This window comes from Thermaerobacter composti, assembly GCF_033582035.1.
GTDB classification, from domain to species: Bacteria; Bacillota; Sulfobacillia; order Thermaerobacterales; family Thermaerobacteraceae; genus Thermaerobacter; species Thermaerobacter composti.
The window spans coordinates 125853-147799 of sequence record NZ_CP132508.1 but is presented as its reverse complement, the minus strand read 5'-3'; the positions used below and the strand labels follow the sequence as shown (position 1 = coordinate 147799).

Genomic DNA, 21947 nt, shown 5'->3' with positions numbered 1-21947 from the left:
CCCTTGAGCACCCCGAAACCCTGAGCCGCGCGGCGGCGTATGGGCTCCCTCCCTGGTCGGCGGCCGGTGCGACCCTCGGCCCCTCGTCCCCGTCCGCGACCGCTTCTGCCGTCCGGGCGCCACACCGGACCGCGTCGCCGTCGGCGCACCGCAGCCGCCGCGCCGCGCCGGCCCGCAGGCGGCCCGTGGCGGATCCGCGCTGGAGGGGATCCCTTGCAGCGCCCCCGCGCGGACCGCTCAGTGCTCGTGGTGGAACTCGGCCGTGGCCGCCTCGATGTACAGGGCGGACAGCATGGTGAAGATCAGGGCCTGGACGAAGCCGGCGATGACCTCGATGAACATGACGCCGGCCGGCACGAGCCACGGCATGGCCGCCAGGAGACCGGACAACACCGCCTCGCCGCCGAAGATGTTGGCGAAGAGACGCAAGGACAGGGAGAAGGGCTTGATCAGCTCCTCGATCACCGCCAGCGGCACGGTCAGCGGCCACAGGAACACCGGCCCCTCGAGGAAGCGACGGAAGTAGCCCAGGCCGTGGTGCGCCAGACCATAGGCCTGCACCGCGACGAAGGTGAAGATGGCCAGGCCGCCCGTCACCCCCCAGCGGCTGGTCGGCGGCTGGAACCAGCTCTCATGGGGCAACACCGGCAGGAGGCCGGTATAGTTGCTGAGGAGGATGAGCAGGAAGAAGGAGCCCAGGAGCGGCGTGAAGCGCCGGGCTCGCTCCCGTCCCATGATGTCGGCGACGAACCCGTACAGCGCGTCGACCGCCCACTCCACCGCCGTCTGGAAGCGGTTGCGGGGCACCTGGTGGAGGCTGCGGGCGGCGAGAACGCCGAAGAGGATGAGGATGCCCATCACGATCCACATGGTGACGATGGACTCGTGCACGGGCAGGCCAAACAGGTGGAAGACCACGTGGGCGCCTTCCTCGGCCCCGTGGGCGCCCCCCGCCGCCTCGCCGCCGGCGGCGGCCAGCTGCAGCCATGGGCTCAAGCCCGCTCCCTCCTCGCTCGCGTCGAGAGGAAAAGGGGGACGTCACCGGCGACGAGCAGACCGGCCAGGGCCGAAAGGATGGCCACCGGCCGGCCGGTGACCCAAAACACCACCAAGAGTGAAGCAAAACTCAGGACCATGCGCAACAAGTAGCGCCCCAGCACGCGCTGTTGAAGTGTGGCAATCTCCTCTCGATCCACCGTGGATGCCATGCGCCGGACCGGCCCGGCCACCAGTCCATAGTTCACGGCTCCGCAGAGGAGCCCCCACAACCCGGCGGCCGCGCCCAGCGCCACATCCGGCCAATTTGTGAACTCGTTCACGAATGAGGGCCGCCCTTTCCGCCCGATCCCTGTCGTGGGGCTGGGTCGTCCTCGACCTGGCGCTGCAACGTCCGCCAAAGCACGCGAAAGGCGGCGACGACGCCCAGCAACAGGCCGAGCAGCTGCAGCCACGGATCGGTCCCGAGCCCCCGGTCGAGCCAGCGACCGCCGTAGTAACCCACGGCCATGCCCGCCAGGAGGGTCCCGGCAAAGGTGAAGGCCAGTTCGAAGAGCGTGCCGACCCCGCGGACGTCACGCCCGGACCGCCGCGGCCGGTCGGCCCCGCCGCGCCCACCCGTCCCGCCGGGTGCGGGGGGACGAGGATCCGGTCCCACCGCTGGCGCCACCTCCCCCCAGGCGCGGCTCCGCCGCGGTGCGATAGCCCGCCCTCCGGCGGCAGCCGGGGTCCCCTCGCCCGGGGTGCACAGCCGAGGTCGACCGCAATCGGGGCCGCCCTGGCCGTCGCGGGCGGCCCCGCATGGGAGCATACCAGCCGTAGCTTAACAAAGGGGCGCGGGACGGGCAACCGGATGCAGGCCCGACGCGCATCGGGTCCCCGCGCGATCCGCCTCCCCCGGGGTTCAACCCTCGGGATTCCACGGCTCGGGCGGGGTGGGTCGCAGGCCGAAGGCGTATTCGATGGCGTCCGCCGTCCGGCGGGCGGCACGCCCATCCCCGAAGGGATTGCGGGCCCGGGCGACGCGCCGGTAGGCCTCGGGGTCGCGAAGCAGCCGCTCGGCCTCGCGCAGGATGGGCTCCTCATGGGGTCCGACCTGGAGCACCGTGCCGGCCGCGATGGCCTCGGGGCGCTCCGTCTTGTCCCGCAACAGCAGCACGGGCAGCCCCAGCGCGGGCGCCTCCTCCTGCAGGCCGCCGGAGTCGGTCAGCAGGAGCGTGGCTCGCGCCATCAGGTTCGCCCAGTCCGCGTATTCGGGAGGATCCAGCAAGGCGACGCGCTCGACGCCCTCCAGATGCCGGCGGATGGTGTCGGCCACCACCGGGTTGGGGTGCACCGAGTAGACCAGCTCGACGTCGGGGTTGCGCTCCACCAGCCGGCGCAAGGCGCGGGCCACCTCCTCGAGGGGCGCCCCCCAGTTCTCCCGGCGGTGCGCCTCGCAGAGGACCAGGCGCCGACCCGGGCTGGGGAAGCGGGCCAGTTCGTCCCGTCGGAAGCGGTAGTCCCGCTGGACCACCGCCAGCAGGGCATCGATGGCGGTGTTGCCCGTGACGAAGATGCCCGCCGGATCGATGCCCTCGCGCAGGAGGTTCGCGCGCGCCGTCGGCGTCGGCGCGAAGTGGAGGTCGCACAGGGCGTCGGTGAGGCGGCGGTTGATCTCCTCGGGAAAGGGCTGATACTTGTCGTAGGTCCGCAGGCCGGCCTCCACGTGGCCGATGGGCACCTGGCGGTAGAACGCGGCCAGCGCCCCCGCCAGGGTCGTGGTGGTGTCGCCGTGGACCAGCACCAGGTCGGGCCGAGCCTGGGCCAGCACCGCCTCCAAGCCCCGCAGGGCGCGGGTGGTGATGTCGGTCAGGGTCTGCTGCGGCCGCATGATGTCCAGGTCGAAGTCGGGCCGGATGCCGAAGAGGTCCAGCACCTGGTCCAAGAGCTCCCGGTGCTGCGCCGTCACCGCGACCTGCACCCGGATGCTGGGGCGCCGGCCCAGCTCCTGGATCACCGGCGCCATCTTGGTGGCCTCGGGGCGGGTGCCGAAGACGGCGAGGACGGTCAGCGGGTCGCCCGGCCGCCGGGTGCCGGCCAGGCGGGAGCGCAGCCTCTCCCGTGCGGACCGGCGGTCGTCCTGCCGGGAGGCACCGGCCCCTTCCCCGCCGGCCGCCGGGCGAGGGGCACGATGGGTGGACTCCATGGGATCGGGAAGCACTCCTTCAGTTTCCGAGACGCCGCGGCCGCTGCCGGTTCCACTCCAGCAGCTTGCGCGCCACCAGGTGGACGGACGCCGCCAACGTGACGACGATGAGCAGGCCCTGCAGCAGGTTGCCCTCGGCGACCGCCACGGCCCCCAGGGCCAGCCAGGCGGTGATCAGGTACATCACCAGCACCGCATCGCGGTGGCTGAAGCCCATGCGGATCAGCCGGTGGTGCAGGTGGTCGCGGTCCGCCGCCATGACCGGCCGCCCGGCCTGCAGGCGCCGCAGGATCGCCAGGGCGGTGTCGGCGATGGGCAGGGCCAGCACCATGATGGGGACCGCCAGCGCCACGGCCGCCGCGCTCTTGAGGAGGCCCACCACCGAGACGGTGGCCAGCGTGTAGCCGATGAACAGGGCCCCCGTGTCGCCCATGAAGATCTTGGCGGGGTTGAAGTTGTAAGGCAAGAAGCCCAGCGTGCTGCCGGCCAGCGCGGCCATCAGCAGCACCACTTCCATGGGCTGGCCGGTCTGCAGCGCCGCCACCAGCACCGTCAGGGCCGCGATGGAGGCGATGCCGGCGGCCAGCCCGTCGAGCCCGTCGATCAGGTTGATGACGTTGCTGACGGCCACGATCCAGAGCACCGTCAGGGGGACGCCCCAGGCGCCCAGCACCAGGAGGTCGTCGGCTCCCGAGGCGGTGAACAGGCCCAGCGGATTGGTCAACACCTCGATGCGGACGCCCGCCGCCACCGCGGTCAGCGCCGCCGCCACCTGCCCGGCCAGCTTGACCAAGGGCGGGAGGTCCCACAGATCGTCGGCCAGGCCGACGGCCAGCATGACCACGCCGCCGAGCAGCACCGCCACGACGTCGCGGTCTTCCCAGCCCAGGCTCACGGCCACGGCCGCGACGAACCCCGCGAAGATGGCCAGCCCCCCCACGTGGGGCACCGGCACCCGGTGCATGCTCCGCGCCGTCGGCCGGGCGACGACGCCCAACCGCACCGCCAGCGCCCGCACCACCGGCGTGGCCGACAGCGCCACCAGGGTCGCCACGGCCAGGACGAACCAGTGCGACTGGGGATGGAGCCACGACGGCATGACGGCCCTTCCTCCCGTCCTCTCCCGCAAGGCGGGCAGGACGCCTCTCCCCCGACGCCGCCCGCACGGATCCGGCGGGCCGGACGGCCCGCCGTCCCCCAGGATTGTAGAGCCCGCCGCCGACCGCCGTCAAAGGAACGGACCAGGCGCGCTGCGATCCTTTGCCAGCCGGCGTCGGCCCGTCATCCCTCGCGCGCTGGGCTGCCAGGCGTCGCCTGCGGATGCGCGCCGGCGCCCGCGGCGCCCGTGAAGCCCTCCCCTTGCAGGAATTCACGCTCCATCGTCGCGATCTTGTCGAGGCGGCGCTGGTGGCGCCCGCCCGCGAAGGGCGTCTCCAGCCAGGTGGCCACGATCTCCCGGGCCATGCCGGGGCCCACCACCCGCGCGCCCAGCGTGAGGACGTTGCTGTCGTTGTCCTGCCGGGTGAGCCGCGCGGAGTACGGTTCGGTGCAGCACGCCGCCCGGATGCCCGGCACCTTGTTGGCGGCGATGGCCATCCCGATGCCGGTGCCGCAGATCAACACGGCGCGGTCCGCCTCGCCCGCGATCACCTTGGCGCAGGCCGCGCGGGCGTAATCCGGGTAGTCGCAGGAGGCGCGATCGTGGGTGCCGACGTCGATCACCTCGATGCCGCGTTCCTCCAGGAAGGCGATGAGCTCGCGCTTGAGGTCGAACCCGGCATGGTCGCTGCCGATGGCGACCCGCAGCGGCCGCCCGCCGGCCGCCGGGGCCGGGATCGGCTGCGGGATAGCCTGCGCCTCCTCGGAGGACGCCGATCGGCCCTCCGCGGCGTCCAGCGCGGCCCGGGGACCCTCCCCCTCGCTCCCGGTCCCCCGCCCGCCCGTGGCCGCCGCGGCGATCCGGCGGGCCAGCATCGCCGCTTCGCGCCGCAGCTGGCGGGCCAGGATCTGGTAGTCGGCCAGCCCCTGGCCGATGGGATCGGGGACGTCCGCGTCGGCCAGCGGCGAGCCGGCCGCCCATTCGCGCCAGAGGGCCACCCGCTCCGCCACCGCCGGGAAGCGGCGGCGCAGTTCGTCGGCCTGGGCGCGGGTCATCGCCAGGATCAGGTCGGCTGCGGCCACGGCCGCCTCGTCCAGGGGACGGCTGCGATGCTCCGCCAGGGACAGCCCGTCCCGCGCCACCGCCTCCTGGGCCTCGGCCGCGGCGGGCAGGCCGGGCACGGCATGCAGCCCCGCCGACTCCACGCGCACGCCCGGGGCGCCCGCCTCGTCCAGGGCCTGCCGCAGATAGGCCGCCGCCATGGGACTGCGACAGGTGTTGCCGCTACAGACCACCAGCACCGTGTCGATCCCCACCGCCAGGCACCTCCCCTTCTGCCGCCGCCTTGCGCAGGCGGTTCATGACGGCGCGGCCCAGCCCCACCTCGGGGACCGCCAGGGCGAGGACGCGCGTCGCCCCGACGGCGTCGGCCGCGCGCAGCGCCCGGAACAGGCGGCGGGCCTGCTCCTCGGGGCGGTGGCGCGGCCCCAGGTCCAGGGCGACGACCGCGCCCTGCGGCGGTCGGGTCGCGGCCGTCGTCTCGCCTGGACCGCCGGTCGCGCCGTCCGATCCCGTCGCCCCGCCGGCGTGACGCCCGGAGCCCCCCTCCGCCGCCTCGGCACCGCGACCCCGCCCAGCCGCGGCGGCCTCGCGGCCCGCCCCGCCGGCGGGCGCCGGTTCCTCCCACGGATCGAGCACCGCCGCCGCCACCCGCGCCTCCGCCAGCAGCGCCTCCAGGTCCTCGCGGCAGCCGATCACCGCCACCCGCTCCCCCTGCCCCAGCCAGCGGCGCAGGGTCGACACGGCCGCCCCGGGCCCCTCCGCCAGCACCAGCGGGGCCTCGGGTGCGTAGTGGCGGTACTTCATGCCCGGCGCCGGCGCCGCGGCGCCGGCGGCCAGCGCCGGGGGCGGGGCGAGCCCGACCCCGAGGACCTCCTCGATCGCCTCCACCGGCAGCCCGCCGGGGCGCAGGAGGCGTGGCGGCCAGACGGTGACGTCGACCACCGTGCTCTCCACGCCCACGGGCACCGGTCCCGCATCCAGCAGCATGTCCAGGTGCGGCCCCAGGTCGGCCCACACGTCGTCGGCCCGGGTGGGGCTGGGCCGCCCCGAGCGGTTGGCGCTGGGCGCCGCCACGGGGGTGCCCGCCGCGGCGATCAACGCCCGGGCGACGGGGTGGCTCGGGCACCGCACCGCCACGGTGGGCAGCCCCGCCCGCACCGCCGCGGGGACCGCCGGCCCCGCGGGCAGCACCAGGGTGAGCGGACCCGGCCAGAACCGCGCCACCAGGCGCCGGGCCGCCTCGGGCCACCGGGCGACCACGGGGGGGCCCGCCTGTTCCGGTCCCGTCACGTGCACGATCAACGGGTTGTCCGGCGGCCGGCCCTTGGCGGCGAAGATCCGCGCCACCGCCTGGGGGTTGAGGGCGTCCGCCCCGAGGCCGTAGACCGTCTCCGTGGGGAAGGCGACCAGGCCGCCCGCGCGCAGGAGCGCCCCGGCCCGCCGGATGATGGCCGCGTCGGCCTCCGCGTCGGCGCCGAGCCGCACCCAGGCCGCCGGCCTGCCGCTCATCCCGGCCATCGGGCCGCCACCACCCGCGGGATCCCGGCCAGGTCGGGCCACTGGCGGACGCATCGGCCGCCCGCCGCACCCAGCAGCTCCTGCACGGCGGGCGCCTGCCCGGCACCCACCTCGAGGAAGATCCAGCCCCCCGGCGCCAGCAGCCGGACGGCCCCCGGGATCAGCCGCTGGTAGGCCTCCAGGCCCGTGGTCCCGGGGGTCAGGGCCAGGTGCGGCTCGTACCGACGCACCTCCGCCTGCAGCCGCGGGAGCTCCGCGGCCGCCACGTAGGGCGGGTTGCTGACGACCGCCGCCAGCTTGCCCGCCCAGCCCGCCGCCAGCAGGGGTTGCGCCCAGTCGCCCAGGTAGAGGCGGACGCGGTCGGCCACGCCGTGGTGCGCGGCATTCTCCCGCGCCACCTTGAGGGCGGCGGGGGCGCAGTCCGTCGCCAGCACCGTCCAGGCGGGCCGCTCCGCCGCCAGGGTCACCGCGATGACGCCGGTCCCCGTCCCCAGATCCGCCACCACCGCCGGCTCGGCCGGCAGCGTGCGCAGCACCGCCTCGACCAACACCTCGGTCTCGGGACGCGGGATCAGGGTCGCCGGCGTCACCCGGAAGGTCCGGCCGTAGAACTCGCTGCGCTGCAGGATGTAGGCCACGGGTTCGCGCCGCGCCCGGCGCAGGACGTACTGGACGAACCGGCACCACGCGGCCGGCGGCAGGAACCGCTCGGGCTCCGCCAGCACCCGGGCGCCGGGGAGGGCCAGCGCCGCACCCAGGAGGACCCGGGCCGAGGCCCGGGCCTCGTCGGCGTCGAGCCCGGCGTGCACGAGGAAGCCCCGGGCCCACGCCAGGGCCTCGCCCACCCGCTGCGGGCGGGCCGGCGGCAGCCCCGGCGCCGGGGGACCCTCCCCCGAGGCACCGACGGGGCTGGCCCCTCCCGCCGGCCGCCCACCGGCAAGGCCGCCGTCGCCCTCGGACCGCGGCGCCGGCCTGGGCGGCGCCGCGGGTGCCGCTCCCGCGGGTACCGCGCCCCGCCGCCCGGGGCCAGGGGACGCCGGTTCGTCCGGGTTCGCCGGCATGTCAGCTCACCGCCTCGCCCAGGCGCACCTGCTCGTCGTGGGCGGCCAGGGCGTCCAGCAGCTCGTCCAGGTCGCCGTCCATGATCTCCTGCAGCCGGTAGAGGGTCAGGCCGATGCGGTGGTCGGTCACGCGGTTCTCGCGGAAGTTGTACGTGCGGATCTTCTCGCTGCGCTCGCCCGTCCCCACCTGGGACCGCCGCTGCTGGGAGAGCTCCTCCTGCTGGCGGCGCGTGTAGTGGTCCAGCAGCCGGGCGCGCAGGATCTTCATCGCCCGCGCCCGGTTCTTGTGCTGGGAGCGCTCGTCCTGGCAGGTGACCACGATGCCCGTGGGCTTGTGGGTGATGCGCACCGCCGACTCGGTCTTGTTGACGTGCTGCCCCCCGGGGCCGCTGGCCGCGAAGGTGTCGATCTCCAGGTCGTCGGGGTCGATCTGCACCTCGACCTCCTCGGCCTCGGGCAGCACCGCCACCGTCGCCGTGGAGGTATGGATGCGACCGCCCGCCTCCGTCACCGGCACGCGCTGGACCCGGTGGACGCCGCTCTCGTACTTGAGACGGCTGAAGGCGCCGCGCCCGCTGACGGCGAAGATGACCTCCTTGAACCCGCCCAGGTCGCTCTCGGTGGCGGCCATGACCTCGGTGCGCCACCCCTGCCGCTCGGCGTAGCGCTGGTACATGCGGAAGAGATCGCCGGCGAAGAGGGCGGCCTCCTCGCCGCCGGCGCCCGCCCGGATCTCCATGATCACGTCCCGCCCATCCCGCGGGTCCCGGGGCAGCAGCAGGCGGCGCAGGGTGCGCTCCAGCTCCTGGCGTTCCGCCTCGAGGCGCTCCACCTCGCCGCTCAGGTAGGCGTGCTCCTCGGGGTCGTCGGTCTCCCGGAGGAGGGCCCGCGCCGCCTCCAGATCGGCGTGCACCGCCTGCCAGCGCCGGTAGGCCTCGACCAGCGGCTCCAGCTCCCCCCGCTCCTGGGCCAGCGGCTGCCACCGGCGCGGGTCGGCCGCCACCTCCGGGTCGGCCAGGTCCCGCTCCAGCCGGTCGAACCGGTCCAGACGCGCGATCAGCGCCTGCCGCAGAGCGCCGGGGAGGTCCGGCAGCGGCCGTCCCTCCCGCTCGGCGGCGGCGCCATCGGCGCCATCGGGCCGGGACCGTTCGCGAGCCGCGTCGGCGTCCATGGCGACTCACCTCGGGGCAGCGCCCGTCGAGACCGCCGATGCTCCGCCCGGTGCGGCGGCGGCGCCGGCGGCAGCCGGCACCGCCGCCGGGACGTGGGTCGCGGCGGGCAGGCACGCCTTCAGGGCCGCCAGCGCCACCTCCAGCTGGTCCAGGCTGGGTTCCGCGGTGGTCAGCCGCTGGAGCCAGAGGCCGGGGGCGGCCATCCACCGCGCCCAGGCGCGGTCGCTCCGGGCCGCCCACAGGATCCCCTCGTAGGCGAGCCCCGCCACCAACGGCACCGACGCCAGGCGCAGCAGGGTCCGCTCCCAGAACCCCGGCCAGCCGAAGAGGGTGTGGACCAGCACGGCCACCACGGCCACGAAGAGCAGGAAGGCCGTGCCGCAGCGGGGGTGGAAACGCGAAAAGCCCTGGGCGACGGCGGGCTCCAGCGGGGCGCCCGCCTCCAGGGCGTGGATCGCCTTGTGCTCGGCCCCGTGGTACTGGTAGACGCGCCGGATGTCGGGGATGCGGCCGATGGCCACCAGGTAGCCCACCAGCAAGGCCAGCCGGACGATCCCCTCCACCACGTTGCGGGCCACCTCGCCCGTGGCCAGCCGCGCCGCGACCCCCGTGGGCAGCACGACGAACAGGCCCAGGCCCGCCGCCACGGCCAACCCGTTGACGGCCGTCACCCACCACGGGTCGCCGACCGCCCTGCCCCGGCTTACGCCCGCCGCGGTCGCGGCCGCAGCGGCTGGGCCGCCCGCGGAACGGCGCCCGCCCTGCCCCGGGGCGGAGGCGACGGAGGCGGGATCGCCCTCGCGCGCCGTCGCGGCGGAGGAACCGGCCCCTGCGGGGGCCGGTTCCTCCGCCAGCCGGGCCGACTCGTTGAGGGCCTGGATGCCGATCACCAGCGCCTCCGCCAGCGCGGCGGCGCCCCGGATCACCGGCCACCCCAGCCAGCGCCGGCGCGCCGCGTAGGCCGTATGGGAGCGCACCGTGACGTGGATGGATCCGTCGGATCGCCGCACGGCCAGGGCGATCCGCCCGGCCCCCCGCATCATGACGCCTTCGATCACGGCCTGGCCGCCGAAGCGCTCGCGCAGCTCCATGCGTCTCAGCGCCGACCGGCGCCGGCACCGGCCCGCTCCTGGGCCTGGTAGCGCTCGTACTTGCGGCGGAACCGCTCCACGCGACCCCCGGTCTCGACGATGCGCTGCGTGCCGGTGTAGAAGGGGTGGCACTGGGCGCAGACGTCGACCCGCAGGTTCTCGCGCGTGGAGCCCACCTCGTACACGGCTCCGCAGGCGCAGGTGATGGTGGTCCGCTTGTACTCCGGATGGATGCCCGGCTTCATCGACGTCACCCCATTGCCCCGGGTCGGGTCGCCCCGTTGCCCCGGGATCCGAGCCCGTGGGACGGCGGCGCCGCGGCGTTCCCCCTGGCGGCGCACCGGGGACACACCAGCAGATTATAGCACCAAGGCCGCCGGCCCACCACCGCACCTTGCACGGGCCGCGCAGGGTTTCACGCGCCGGGCAGGTCTCCTCTCCCCGAGGTGTCCGCCCTCCGGGTGCACCCGCCGGTTCCCCCGCCGCACCCGCCAGCCGGCATCGCGCTCGGGCGCGGGCACGGGCGAATCGCAGGCGTCCCCGGGTGGCGTCCCCGGGTCGGGTGCCCTCCGTCGACCCTCAGCAGGTGCACCGTCCGGTGCACGTCCAGCGGGCGTCCCAGCGGATCCCCTCACGGGGCGCGTCCCAGCAGGTCCCCTGACGGGATGCACCGGCCATGCCGCGAGGCCGAGGGGGCCGCTGAGCCCCTCGGGTCCACCCTCGGGTGCGCCATCCCGCGGACCCGATGGGACCAGCCGCCGATCGCCCGCCTACGGGATCAGGCGTCTACCGCCCGCCTGCCACGGCGCCGTCGCCCCGCGCCGCGCCGGGACGCCCGTTGCCGCCCGCCGCGGCCGGCGCCCCTCGGTACCAGGACGGGTCCAGCCACGCCAGCGGGTCGTGGAAGCCTCCCGGGACGCGGACCTCCAGGTGGAGGTGGGGTCCGGTGGCGTTGCCCGTCGCCCCGACGCGCCCGATCCGTTGGCCGCGGTCCACCCGCTGGCCGGGTTCCACCGTCACCGACGCCAGGTGCCCGTAGAGGGTGCTCCATCCCCCCGGGTGCACCACCTCCACGGCCAGCCCGTAGGCGCCGCGCCAGCCCGCCTGGACGACCACGCCCCGCCAGACGCTCCGCACGGGCGTCCCCTCGGGGACCGCCAGGTCGACGCCGTGGTGCCAGCGGCCGTCCCGGGGGCCGAACCGGGAGGTCAAGGTGGCCACCGCCTCCAGCGGCGGCGCCCAGCGGGAGGGCGGGGGGATGGCGGCGCGGGACGAACCGGCCCCGCGGCCCTCGCCGGCCGCGTCGACCGCCGGGGGTCGGCCGGCGGCGGCCGCGGGCGCCACCGGCGGCGACGGGGGCGACGTCCGCCGGGCGTGGAGAGCAACCTCCTCCCCGGCGGCAGCCGGCCACCGGGCGACCACCATGCCGAGCCACGCGGCCAGGAGCACCGCGTTGATGCGACGCAACCAGCACTGGGCCGCTGCCAAGGCCACCACCTCGTGGGCCAGGACACGAGGGGGAGTTTGGCTGACGGCGTCCGTGCCTATGCGCCCTGGTCAGGCCCGGTGGTGTTCCTTGATCTGGGCGATGAACTCCGCGTTGGAACGGGTCTTGCGCAAGCGCTCGATGAGCTTCTCGAGGATCTCCGCCGGGTCGCGGTCGCCCATGGAGCGCCGCAGCGCCCACATGATCTCCTGCTCGTCCTTGCTGAGCAGCAGCTCCTCGCGTCGCGTCCCCGACCGCTTGATGTCGATGGCGGGGAAGATCCGCCGCTCCGCCAGCCGGCGGTCCAGGTGCAGCTCCATGTTGCCCGTGCCCTTGAACTCCTCGTAGATGACGTCGTCCATCTTGCTGCCCGTGTCGATCAGGGCCGTGGCGATGATGGTCAGGCTGCCGCCCTCCTCGATGTTGCGCGCCGCGCCGAAGAAGCGCTTGGGCTTGTAGAACGCGGCGGGATCGAGGCCGCCGGAGAGGGTGCGACCGCTGGGCGGCGTCACCAGGTTGTGGGCCCGGGTCAGTCGCGTCAGGCTGTCCAGCAGGATCACCACGTCGCGCCCGTGCTCGACCAGTCGCTTCGCCCGCTCCAGCACCATGTCGGCCAGCTTGACGTGGTTCTCCGGCGTCTGGTCGAAGGTGGAGCTCAGCACCTCGCCCCGCACCGAGCGCTCCATGTCCGTGACCTCTTCCGGCCGCTCGTCGATGAGCACGACCATGAGGACCACGTCGGGGTAGTTGTGGGCGATGCCGTTGGCGATCTGCTTGAGCAGCACGGTCTTGCCCGCCTTGGGCGGGGCCACGATCAGGCCGCGCTGGCCCTTGCCGATGGGCGCCACCAGGTCGATCAGCCGCTGCGCGATGCTGCCGCCCGGCGTCTCCAGGGTCAGGCGCTCGTTGGGGAAGATGGGCGTCAGACCCTCGAAGTGCAGCCGGTCGCGGGCCAGCTCGGCGTCCATGCCGTTGACGGCCTCGACCCGGAGCAGGGCGAAGTACCGCTCGTTGTCCTTCGGCGGGCGCGCCTGGCCGGAGACCATGTCGCCGGGTCGCAGGTCGAACCGGCGGATCTGGGACGGGGAGACGTAGATGTCTTCCTTGCTGGGCAGGTAGTTGATGGGCCGCAGGAACCCGAACCCCTCGGGCATGATGTCCAGCAGGCCCTCGGCCCACAGGAGCCCGTCCTTCTCCGTGCGGGCCTTGGCGATCTCGAAGATCAGCTCCTGCTTGCGCATGGAGCTGTAGTAGGGGATGTCCAGCTCGCGCGCCAGGGCGTACAGCTCCTTGAAGGTCATCTGCTCCATCTCGCGGATGTCGAGGCGGCCGTTCCCCTGCCGACCGCGGGCGGATGCGACCTGTCCGCGCGCACCCCGGACCGCCGCCTCGCCGTCGGCATCGGCCGCGGTCGCCGGCCCCGGCCCCGTCGTCCCGAGCGATTCCGCGCCCGCGGCACCGTCCGCGCGCTCCCCCGCGCTGGCGGGCGTCGGGGGCGCCGCCTCGACGGCCGTCGCGCCAACACCCCTGGGCTCGCCGGCGCCGGCATCCCCCTCGCCGGAAGCGGCCGGCTCCAGGGCGCCTCTTGACGGTGGCGACACCTCCACCCCTCCTTCGCGCGCCTCGCGCACCACCCGCCGGTCCGCCGCGGCGTCACCGGTCCCCTCGGCGCGGCGACGCCCCCGGGCGACGGCGCCGGCGGTCCCGCCCACGCCGCCCGATCCCTCGGGCACCGCCTGGGCTGCACCCGCCTGGACGCTGCCGCTCTCCGTAGACGCCGCGGTTCCCCGCCGCCAGGACCGGGCCCGCGGCGAAACGGCCCCCGTCGCCCGGCTCCGCCGCCCCGCGTCCGGCCCCTCCGCGCCGCGCTGCAGCGTCCCCTGGGCGCGCTGCGGAGCCCCCGCGGCCGCGGTCGCACCCTCCCTATGGCCGAAGGGCCGCGTCGCCTGGGCTGCCGCGGCGTCGCGCACCGCCGAGGGGGAGGGGGAAGGGGCAGGCCCAGAACCCGGCCGCTGGTGGTCCCCCGGCACGGTCCGGGCGTCGGATGCGACCGCCGCCCCGGGCACCGGGCCCGCCTCCACCGCCGGGATCGGCTGCGCCGCCTCCGGCGCTCCCGGCGGCTCCAGCCCCTCCGACGGCGGCAGCGGTCCCGTCCCGGATCCGGCGACGGCCAGGTCGTCCTGGGATGCTGCGGTGGCCGCGCTGGGCCGGTCCGAGGCGGCGGCCGACGCCGCCGCCGGTTGCGCCGGGGTCCGAGGTTCCGTCCCCCCGGCGGCATCGGGCCGATCTCCGCCGGACATCGCCGCCGGGCCCGTCGGTCCCGGGGCCGCCTCGTCCGGCCCGCCTGCCGATGGCTCCTCCGGCGCCGAGGTCGGGCTGGCGGCCGCCGTCCCCGCGGCCGGCGCCGGCGACGCCTCGGCGGCCACCTCTCCGGCAGCCGACGGCGCGGGGGCGGTCGTCTCGGCGGCGGCCGACGCCCCCCGGCTGCGCCGGCCGCGGCGGGTAGCGGTGCTGGCCGCGCGGCGCCGCCCCCCGGTGCGCCGGGTCGCCGGCTCCGGTCCGGCGGCGGTGTCGGCCGCGTCCCCCGTCGCGGCGGTCTCGGGGGCGGCGGACGCAGCCCCTTCGGTCCGGTCCGCGGCGACCCGCCCCGCCTCCGCCGGCGCCCCCGGCGTCGCGGCCGCGGCGTCGGGCGCCCCTGAGGGCGGCTCGCCCTCGCCGGACGAACCGGCTCCACCGGCCGGTTCGTCCCGCCGGTCGACGGCTCCGTCGCCGGTCGCCGCGTCGGGCTGCGCCGCGGCCGGGGTGCCCACCGCCTCGCCCGCGGCGGTGCGCGTGCGGGATCTACGCGTACGGGTTGAGCGAGAACGCGTCGTCGAACGGGATTCGGCTGTGTCCGACAAAGAGGTCACCTTCCCTTAGGCGGGCATGGACCCTGGCTGGTGAATCTTGGGCTGCGTCTGGGGGAGGAGGAGGCCAACCATAAGGATTGCGTCGGCGGTGACGGCCTATGCGCCGCTCCTGGCGCCCACGCTGCACCCCGCATGGCGCCTTCACCGCTAGCATGCGCCAAGAGTATAGCAGCGACGCCGCTCGTCGTCAAGGCGACCAAGCCGCCGCCGGGCCCTTCGCCGCCCCGCAGGGCGGCGAAGGGCTCGGATCTGCCACCCTCTTCGGCCCGGGGCCGGCACCGGCGGCACCCCGCGGGGCCGCTCGGCCGTGGCCGCCTGCACCCCTTCCGCGGCGCGCCGCCGCCAGCCGACGCCATCGCCATCCGGGCGCCGCCCGCCCCCCGCTCACCGGCGCGCGGCCGCCGCCTCGGTCTCGCCCTTGCGCGCCGCCTCCCAGTCCGCCAGGAAGCGGGCCAGGCCCGCGTCGGTCAGCGGGTGGCGCATCAGTTGCTCCAGCACCGCCATGGGCATGGTGGCGATGTCGGCGCCGACCCGGGCCGCAGCGATGACGTGACGCGGATGGCGGATGCTGGCCGCCAGCACCCGCGTGCTCAGCCGCTGGGCCCGGAAGATGGCGACGATCTCCTCCACCAGGCCGATCCCGTCCTCGCCGACGTCATCCAGCCGTCCCACGAAGGGACTGACGAAGGTCGCCCCGGCCCGCGCGGCGAGCAGCGCTTGCCCGGGCTGGAAGACCAGGGTGACGTTGACGCGGATGCCCTCGCGGGCGAGACGGTGCGTCGCCTCCAGCCCCGCCGGCGTCATCGGCACCTTGACGACGATGTTGTCGGCCAGCGACGCCAGATGGCGTCCCTCCCGCACCATCCCCTCGGCGTCGGTGGCGATCACCTCGGCGCTGACCGGACCGGGGACCAGCTGGGCGATGGTCTTGAGCACCGTCTCCGGGTCGCCCCCGGCGCGGGCCATCAGCGTCGGGTTGGTCGTGACGCCCGTCACCACGCCCCACGCCGTGGCCCGCCGGATCTCGTCGACCTGCGCGGTGTCGAGGAAGATCTCCATCGGTGATCCGCTCCTTCGCGCTGATGCTTCGGGCTCGCTCCCCGGCTTCCTGCCGACGCGGCGCCTCTCCCCGACCGTCGGCCCGGCGGAGACGCCGCCCCCGGCGGCGGGAGGCGGCCCGGCAGGTCCAGGTGCTGCACGCTCTCCTCCTGCCCTCCCAGCACGCGCACCGTCAGGGTGCCGGCGCGGCCGTCCCACGGCACCGTCACCTGGCCTCCCGCCGTGGTGTACAGGCGACCGTCGACGACGAGGCTGGCGTCACGCCACCTCCCATCGGTGCGGTCGCGCACCACCAGCGTGATGCCACCACCCTCCCCGCCGCCCGGGGGCGGTGACACCGCCGTCACCACCAGGCGGGGCGGGCCGCGGCGCACGTGGACGGGCAGCGAGCCGGCGACGCCGCCCCCTTCGTCCAGCAACACCAGGTAGCCGGTGGGCTCGCGGCTGCCTGGCGGCACGTCGACGCTGGCGACGAGGCGCGTCGCCTCGCCCGCCGCCAGGTCCATGGAACCCGCCGGGACCCGCAAGGACCCGTCGGCGGTGAATCGCCGCACCACCAGGGGGATCGCCATGGGCTCCGCGCTGGCGCCCACACCCTCCGCCTCCTCGCCAGGCGGCGCGACGCCCGCCGCCTCCAGCTCCACCACGGCATAGTACCGTCCCGGAGCCGGTTCGACCACCGTCACGGCGGTCCCGCCGCCGTCGCCCACCGGCTCCGCCGCCCCGCCGTCCAGCCGATAGAGGTAGAGGCGGGGGCGCCACCCCGACCGCGGCGGCGGCCCGACCTCCACCGCCAGCAGCGCCGTGCCCTCCGCCACCTGGAGCCGATGGGGCTCGGGCTCGCCAGCCTGCACGGTCACCCGCGCCCGCTCCTCGACAGGCGGCACCGCGGCGGCTGCGGCGGGGTCCGCAGGATCCGCAGGCCCCGGCGAGGCGGTCGCCCATCCCAGGCCGGCCACCCGTCCCCGCACCGCGCGGCCCAGGGCCTCGACGACCACCGGCTGCCACAGCCGTCCCCCACCGGCCGATGCCGCCAGCTCGAGGGCGGCCGGGTGCCAGCGGACCCCCTCGGCCGTCACCGTGACCCGAAAGCCCATGGGATCCCCTGCCGCCGCGGCGGGCGAGAGGGTGGAGAAGGACAGGTCCACCTCCCAGACCCCCGGTGCAGGCGACGGGACGGACACGGTCCACGCCGGCAGCTGGCGCCCCCCGATGAGGCGGCCCACATCGCCGGCGCTGTCCCGCACCCGGGCGCCCCCCGGCGCGAAGACCCACGCGCTCAGGCTGCCGGCCTCCTGGGCCACCCCTTCGGGTCCGGGGCCGTCGACCGCGGTGGAGGCGGCGCCTTCGCCGACCCCCTCGACGCGGAACGCGAGCCGGGTGATCCCGGGCGGCACCTCGACGAAGACGCGCTCCACCTGGCCCGGGGCGACGGCGCCCTCGACCTCGAGGTGGCCGCCCTCCAGGCGGTGGGGGCGGACGAAGGCCTGGAGCACGCCCAGGGGCGGTCCCTCCCCGCCGTGAAGCCGGACCAGCGCGTCGTACAGGCCGGGGCGGTCGGGCAACCGGTAGGCGACGGGCAGATATAGCCCTTGGCCGCCGGGATAGGGCATGGGGCCGGGGAACGAGGCCCACGGGGGGACGCCGGCCCAGCGCCCCTCGATGGGGCGGGCCCCCTGGTGGCGGACGACCAGGTGCAGGACCCCCGGCGGGACGCCGTCCCAGAAGATGCCGCGGTACGGCCTGCCGCGATGGACCCACTGCACCGACCAGCCGGACGAACCGGCCCCCGCCGTGGCCAGCATTGCCGCGGCGCGAAGGCCGTCGGGCCTCCCGAAGCCCTGGACCGTGGCCGGTACGCCGGCCAGCGGGCGGGCCGTGGCCTGGAGGATGGGCCCGAGGCGGGCAGCCGTCAGACCGGGCGCCTCGCGACGGCCCGCCTCCAAGAGCAGCGCAGCCAGGCCGGCCACGTAGGGCACGGCGACGCTGGTCCCCTCGTCGGGCGCCAGGCCTGCGGGCCAGCGGTGCGCCTCTCCGGAGGGAACCAGGGCGTACGTGACCCCCGGACCGACCAGCGAAGGCGCCGGCGTCCCGTCGGCCGCCGGGCCCGCGGCGCTGTAGGGCAGCGGCCGCTGCCCCGCCGCGTCGCCCAGCAACGCCGCGGCGGCCTCGGGCAGGTAGGCCCCGACCACCAAGCCGGCGTCCGCCGGCAGCGGCAGGGCGGTGTGCAGCCCCGGCCCGCCGTTGCCGGCCGCCAGCACGGGCAGCACCCCGCGTGCCATCGCCTGCCGCAGCAGGCGTTCGGTCACCGGCAGTTGCTCGACGGGGGCGGTGCTCTCCGCGCTCAGGCTGATGACGTCGGCCCCGTGGGCGATCGCATGGTCCACGGCGGCCAGGATCTGGCTCCAGTCACCCTGGCCGCGGCCGTCCAGGGCCTTGAGCACCAGCAGGCGGACGTCGGGCGCCACGCCCTGGTAGGCGGCGCCGCGGGCCGCCAGGATGGACGCCATGCGCGTCCCGTGGCCGTGGGCGTCGAAGCCGAAGTTCACCAGCCGCCCCTGCGGATCGACGGCCGTGACCACCAAGGCCGCCCCGCGGGCACCGCCGGCCGCGGCGGACGAACCGGCCGAGGCCGGGCGCTTCCCATCGGCCGCGGGCGGGGCAAGCCGCGCCACGCCGCCGCCCTGGGTCAATGGCCGCAACACCGGTTCCTCCGCCAGGTCCAGGTCGCCGTCGGCGTCCACCACCACGGCCAGGGTGGCGGCCTCCGCCGACGTCGGCGCGGCATCGCCCGCGCGGCGGTCGGTGATCCCGGGTCCATCCATCGTCCCGGCCCCGGTCGCAGGGTCGCGCGCCGGCCCGACGCCGTCGGCCGTGCCGGCCGCGGCCGACGTGGTGCTGGGCAGCGACGTGATCGAGTCGCGCGTCGGCGCGACGGCGACGGCCGTGCCGGCCGCCCCGGCCCGAGGCGGAGCCGCGGCGGTGTCGGGGCGCCCGGCCGCCGGGTCGGTGCCCGGGCGGGCAAGGCTGGACTCCCGGTGGATGCCGTCCTCGGCCCGGCGGCTGCCCCCCTGCCCGACCGCCCCGGCCGCGACGGCGGCCGGGGCGGCGACGGAGCGGCCCTGCCCGGCCGCCTTTCCCGCGCCGCCGGACGGCGGCGCGGGAAAGGCGGCGACCAGCCAGCGCTCCGTGGCCGTGCCGCTGCCGTCGAGATCCGCGCCCGTGGGGCCGGCCTGCGCCTCGTCGAGCCAGCCCAGGTGAACCGGGCGGCCGGCGGCAGCCGCGGGCAGCCACAGCTCCAGGCCGTCCCAGCGCAGCCGTACCGCCGTGGCCCCGTCGCTTCGCATCTCGGCGCCACCGGCTCGCCCCGCGGCGCGCAGGAAGACGTCACCCTCCGCGGCCCATGCCGGCCGCCGGCCGCCCTCCACCGCCGGCCCCGCGGCCTCCGCCGCCCCCGCCGCCCGCTGGCCGAAGGGGACCGGCGAGGTGAGGTCGACGTAGTCGACGATCTTCCCCCGTGGCCCGCCCACGGGCTGCAGCGGGGCCAGACCGGGGTCGACGCCGGTGTCGATCACCGCCACGGTCACGCCACGCCCCGTGAGGCCTCGGGCGGTGCGGAGGGCGGTGGCGCCCACGGCGTCCTGGTTCGCCCGGTGCAGGGCGAGCTCGAAGGGGAGCGGGCGGTCGCCCGGATCGACCGGGGCAGGCGCCGTGCTCGGGACGGCGACCGCCGCGGGCCCGTCGGCCTGGAGCGCAGCGACCCAGGGCAGGAGGATGGGGACCGCCGTCGCCGGCACCGAGGCCACCAGCGCCTCGCTGGCCCCACCCGCCCACACGACCCGGCCGCCGTGCCGCCGCACGCCCTCGACCAGCTCCTGCGCCCTCCCGGGGCGCGGCCAGAGGATCAGCCGCAGCTCCCTCCCCTGCTCCAGCGCCGCGAGCCACCGCGCCCGCAGGCCGTCGCTCCAGCCCGCGGGCTGGGCGGCGGCCGTCTCACCGGCCGCGGCACCGCCCCATGGATCCCCCGGCGCCCGCGCCCTGAGGCCGGCCCCTGGGGCGGTCCCGCCGACGCCCTCGCGGGGCGGCAGCCCGGCGCCGACGGCCGTGGCCGTGACGGCAACCGCCAGCACCACCGCCAGCACCGCATGGCCGACGCGCCGCCCCCACCCGCTCAGGCCGGGGAGGTACGCGCGCCGCCGGGTTCGAAGCCTACGGCTGCTCCGCACCTGGTGCACCCGCCCCCGCCTGCCCACGTCCGTGGATCTCCCGCCGCGCCGGGTCGACGGCAACCGGGACGCCCGCGTCGCCCGGCGCGGCGGCTGCGGGGATCCCCTGACCCCACGCCTCCACGTATCCAGCCACACCCGGCCGCCGCTGGCCGAGCGCTACGGCGTCACCGGGCCGGAGGTCGGCGAGCCGGCTCGGCCGACCATCCCGCAGGACCGCCGCGGCCGCGTCCACCGCCCACACCGTCGCGCCATGGGCCGTGCGCACCGCGATCACGCCGTGGAGGACGTCGACCCCTTCCACGATTCCCATCGCGGCGGCCCGCGTCGCCTGGAGGCGCCGCACCGCCCCCGTGGCGCGCCGGAGGTGGAGCACGACCCGGTCGCCTGGGCGCAGGGCGGCCAACCCCGCCGGCCGCGCGTTGAGGACCACCGGCGCATCGCGCTCCACCCGCAGCGTGACGGCCCCCGGCAGCCCACCGCCTGCGCCTCTTCTCCCCGGGCCAGACGGCGGTGGCGTCGCCCAGGGGCTGGGCGGCCGGGTCAGCCCACCGGAGTCGGCGCGCGCCGACTCCGCATCCCCAGGCTGCGGCGGCCCTTGGCGTCCCCCGGGGCCGCCGGCCCCGGGGGCGGTGGCGCCAGAGCCCGGTCCCGCCCCTTCCGCCAGGGCGACGGCCACCGTGCGCGTCTCCCAGTCGACCCCTGTCAACGTCCCCGCCAGTACCCACCGAAAGGCCTCGAGGTAGGACACCGAGACCATGGGCGCCGCCCCGGCGCCAGCCCCGGGCTCGCCATCGACACCCGGGCGGCGGGGTGGCTCCGTCGGCGCCGCGCACCAGCGGACCTCGTCGCCCGGCGTCAGCGCCATCAAAGGGGTCGCCTCGCCGTTGCGGTAGACCGGTGTGCCCCGCGGCACCTCCAGCACCCACCGCAACGCGCCCGCATCCACCCACACGCGGCCGGCCTGCCGGTCGACCGCGGTCACGACCCCCTCGCCGTCGAACAGGCGTCCCGCACGCTCCAGCAGTTGGAGGTACCAGGTCATGGCCTCGCCGAGGGTCACGGCCTCCATGGCCTCGGCGGCACCGTCGCCGCCGGCACCTGCCGCGAGCCCCTCGGCGCCCGGCGCCCGTCGGCCGGCCGGCTCCGGCGATGAGCCATGCCCCGCGCCCTGGGCGGCGAGCCCCGCCGGCCGGGGGAACGGCGCCAGCACCGCCGCGGCGACGGCGTGCAGGTCGGCCCACGTCACGGCCTGGTCGGCGTTCACGGCGGTCCCCGCCGCGCCCCGGCCGGCGGGGACCGCCCAGGCCGGCGGGAGCCAGCCCATCCCCGCCGCCATCGCCAGGGCGATGGAGTCCGTCAGCGGCTCGGGGGCGGGGCGCAGCAGCCCGCGGACCAGCCATCGCGCCAGCTCGCCGCGACGCACCGCCCGGTCGCGGGCACCAGCGGGCACCTCCCAGCCGCAGGCCCGCCACAAGGCGCGCACCGCCAGCCACCGCGGGTCGTTGGCCGGCGACGGCGGAACCGGCGAGGGGACGGCAGCGGGGGCATGCCCCACCGCCCGCTCCCCGCCACCGCCGCCGCCCGCCGGGTGCACGGCGGCCGCGACCGCGACCGGCGGTCCTGGGGGGCGCGGCAGCGCCGGCGCCTCTTGGTGCCGCGGGATGGCCGGCGAGGAGGGGCCCTGACCGGTGACGAGGGCGGCTGCCAGCACCACGAGGGCGGCGCCGATCGCGACGACCCGGCCCCGGCTCGCTCTCGCGCGTGAACACCGGTGGGTGACGCTCCGCCATCCCTGGGCCATCGCCCCCTGCCGTTCCGGCCGACGGGTACCGCGCACCGTCACCGTCCCTCTGGCGTCCTCCTTCGGGTCGTTGCTTCCTCCTGCGGACGGGTCGCCGGCAACCGCGTCACCTCCAAGGCGTTGTGCAAGGCGTTGCGCACGGCGTTGCGCCGGCGTGCCGGCGACCCCCACTGCGCCGACGACTGGGGGGTGCGCCCGCCCCGCGACCTCGGGTGGCGTGACCGGCCGCCGCGGCCTGGTGGTCCCGCCGTCCTCTGCGCAGGCCGTCCCGCGCCG

At 76.6% G+C, this 21947-nt stretch carries 16 protein-coding genes; all 16 read right to left on the bottom strand.

Going from position 1 to position 21947, the window contains the following annotated elements; genetic code table 11:
* Window positions 1-237: 237 nt before the first annotated feature.
* The gene (gene atpB / locus Q5761_RS00650) at window positions 238-996 is read right to left on the bottom strand and encodes a F0F1 ATP synthase subunit A (protein ID WP_318750802.1); all 759 of its coding nucleotides are present in this window, start codon (window positions 994-996) and stop codon (window positions 238-240) included.
* Entirely contained in the window at window positions 993-1319 is a 327-nt protein-coding gene (locus Q5761_RS00645; RefSeq protein WP_318750801.1) for a hypothetical protein, read from the bottom strand. Before Q5761_RS00645 ends, atpB begins: the two co-directional genes overlap by 4 nt.
* Window positions 1316-1654: an AtpZ/AtpI family protein gene (locus Q5761_RS00640; RefSeq protein WP_318750800.1), complete on the bottom strand. Its 339-nt coding sequence runs from the start codon at window positions 1652-1654 to the stop codon at window positions 1316-1318. The genes Q5761_RS00645 and Q5761_RS00640 overlap by 4 nt, the downstream gene beginning before the upstream one ends.
* A 246-nt stretch (window positions 1655-1900) precedes the next feature.
* A complete protein-coding gene (wecB, locus tag Q5761_RS00635; protein ID WP_318750799.1) occupies window positions 1901-3184 on the bottom strand; it encodes a non-hydrolyzing UDP-N-acetylglucosamine 2-epimerase in 1284 nt (427 codons plus the stop codon).
* A gap of 19 nt (window positions 3185-3203) precedes the next feature.
* Window positions 3204-4283, bottom strand: coding sequence for an MraY family glycosyltransferase (locus Q5761_RS00630; protein WP_318750798.1), 1080 nt, complete (start codon window positions 4281-4283; stop codon window positions 3204-3206).
* A gap of 182 nt (window positions 4284-4465) precedes the next feature.
* Window positions 4466-5599 carry a ribose 5-phosphate isomerase B gene (gene rpiB / locus Q5761_RS00625; protein ID WP_318750797.1) on the bottom strand — a complete coding sequence of 378 codons (1134 nt, stop codon included), beginning with the start codon at window positions 5597-5599 and terminating at the stop codon, window positions 4466-4468.
* Entirely contained in the window at window positions 5568-6863 is a 1296-nt protein-coding gene (locus tag Q5761_RS00620; RefSeq protein WP_318750796.1) for an L-threonylcarbamoyladenylate synthase, read from the bottom strand. Before Q5761_RS00620 ends, rpiB begins: the two co-directional genes overlap by 32 nt.
* Window positions 6851-7924 carry a peptide chain release factor N(5)-glutamine methyltransferase gene (prmC, locus tag Q5761_RS00615; RefSeq protein ID WP_318750795.1) on the bottom strand — a complete coding sequence of 358 codons (1074 nt, stop codon included), beginning with the start codon at window positions 7922-7924 and terminating at the stop codon, window positions 6851-6853. The genes Q5761_RS00620 and prmC overlap by 13 nt, the downstream gene beginning before the upstream one ends.
* A 1-nt stretch (window position 7925) precedes the next feature.
* Window positions 7926-8996, bottom strand: a complete 1071-nt coding sequence (gene prfA, locus Q5761_RS00610) for a peptide chain release factor 1 (protein ID WP_371413493.1) — start codon at window positions 8994-8996, stop codon at window positions 7926-7928.
* Window positions 8997-9101: 105 nt separating this feature from the next.
* On the bottom strand, window positions 9102-10187 hold the full coding sequence (locus Q5761_RS00605; protein ID WP_318750794.1) for a DUF1385 domain-containing protein: 1086 nt from the start codon (window positions 10185-10187) through the stop codon (window positions 9102-9104).
* A gap of 5 nt (window positions 10188-10192) precedes the next feature.
* Window positions 10193-10432, bottom strand: a complete 240-nt coding sequence (gene rpmE, locus Q5761_RS00600) for a 50S ribosomal protein L31 (protein ID WP_135224699.1) — start codon at window positions 10430-10432, stop codon at window positions 10193-10195.
* 541 nt (window positions 10433-10973) lie between these two features.
* Window positions 10974-11675, bottom strand: coding sequence for a M23 family metallopeptidase (locus Q5761_RS00595; RefSeq protein ID WP_318750793.1), 702 nt, complete (start codon window positions 11673-11675; stop codon window positions 10974-10976).
* Window positions 11676-11744: 69 nt separating this feature from the next.
* A complete protein-coding gene (gene rho / locus Q5761_RS12350; protein ID WP_413084535.1) occupies window positions 11745-14483 on the bottom strand; it encodes a transcription termination factor Rho in 2739 nt (912 codons plus the stop codon).
* 483 nt (window positions 14484-14966) lie between these two features.
* Window positions 14967-15641, bottom strand: a complete 675-nt coding sequence (gene fsa / locus Q5761_RS00585; protein WP_135224698.1) for a fructose-6-phosphate aldolase — start codon at window positions 15639-15641, stop codon at window positions 14967-14969.
* On the bottom strand, window positions 15575-19894 hold the full coding sequence (locus tag Q5761_RS00580) for a S8 family serine peptidase (RefSeq protein WP_318750792.1): 4320 nt from the start codon (window positions 19892-19894) through the stop codon (window positions 15575-15577). The genes fsa and Q5761_RS00580 overlap by 67 nt, the downstream gene beginning before the upstream one ends.
* Window positions 19851-21464, bottom strand: coding sequence for a hypothetical protein (locus Q5761_RS00575; protein WP_318750791.1), 1614 nt, complete (start codon window positions 21462-21464; stop codon window positions 19851-19853). Before Q5761_RS00575 ends, Q5761_RS00580 begins: the two co-directional genes overlap by 44 nt.
* Window positions 21465-21947: the final 483 nt, after the last annotated feature.

Excerpts from the sequence above, each read along its gene's own strand:
- wecB (WP_318750799.1), bottom strand. The coding sequence starts at position 3,184 with ATGGAGTCCACCCATCGTGCCCCTCGCCCGGCGGCCGGCGGGGAAGGG.
- Q5761_RS00630 (WP_318750798.1), bottom strand. The coding sequence starts at position 4,283 with ATGCCGTCGTGGCTCCATCCCCAGTCGCACTGGTTCGTCCTGGCCGTG.
- Q5761_RS00620 (WP_318750796.1), bottom strand. The coding sequence starts at position 6,863 with ATGGCCGGGATGAGCGGCAGGCCGGCGGCCTGGGTGCGGCTCGGCGCC.
- prmC (WP_318750795.1), bottom strand. The coding sequence starts at position 7,924 with ATGCCGGCGAACCCGGACGAACCGGCGTCCCCTGGCCCCGGGCGGCGG.
- Q5761_RS00605 (WP_318750794.1), bottom strand. The coding sequence starts at position 10,187 with ATGGAGCTGCGCGAGCGCTTCGGCGGCCAGGCCGTGATCGAAGGCGTC.
- rpmE (WP_135224699.1), bottom strand. The coding sequence starts at position 10,432 with ATGAAGCCGGGCATCCATCCGGAGTACAAGCGGACCACCATCACCTGC.
- fsa (WP_135224698.1), bottom strand. The coding sequence starts at position 15,641 with ATGGAGATCTTCCTCGACACCGCGCAGGTCGACGAGATCCGGCGGGCC.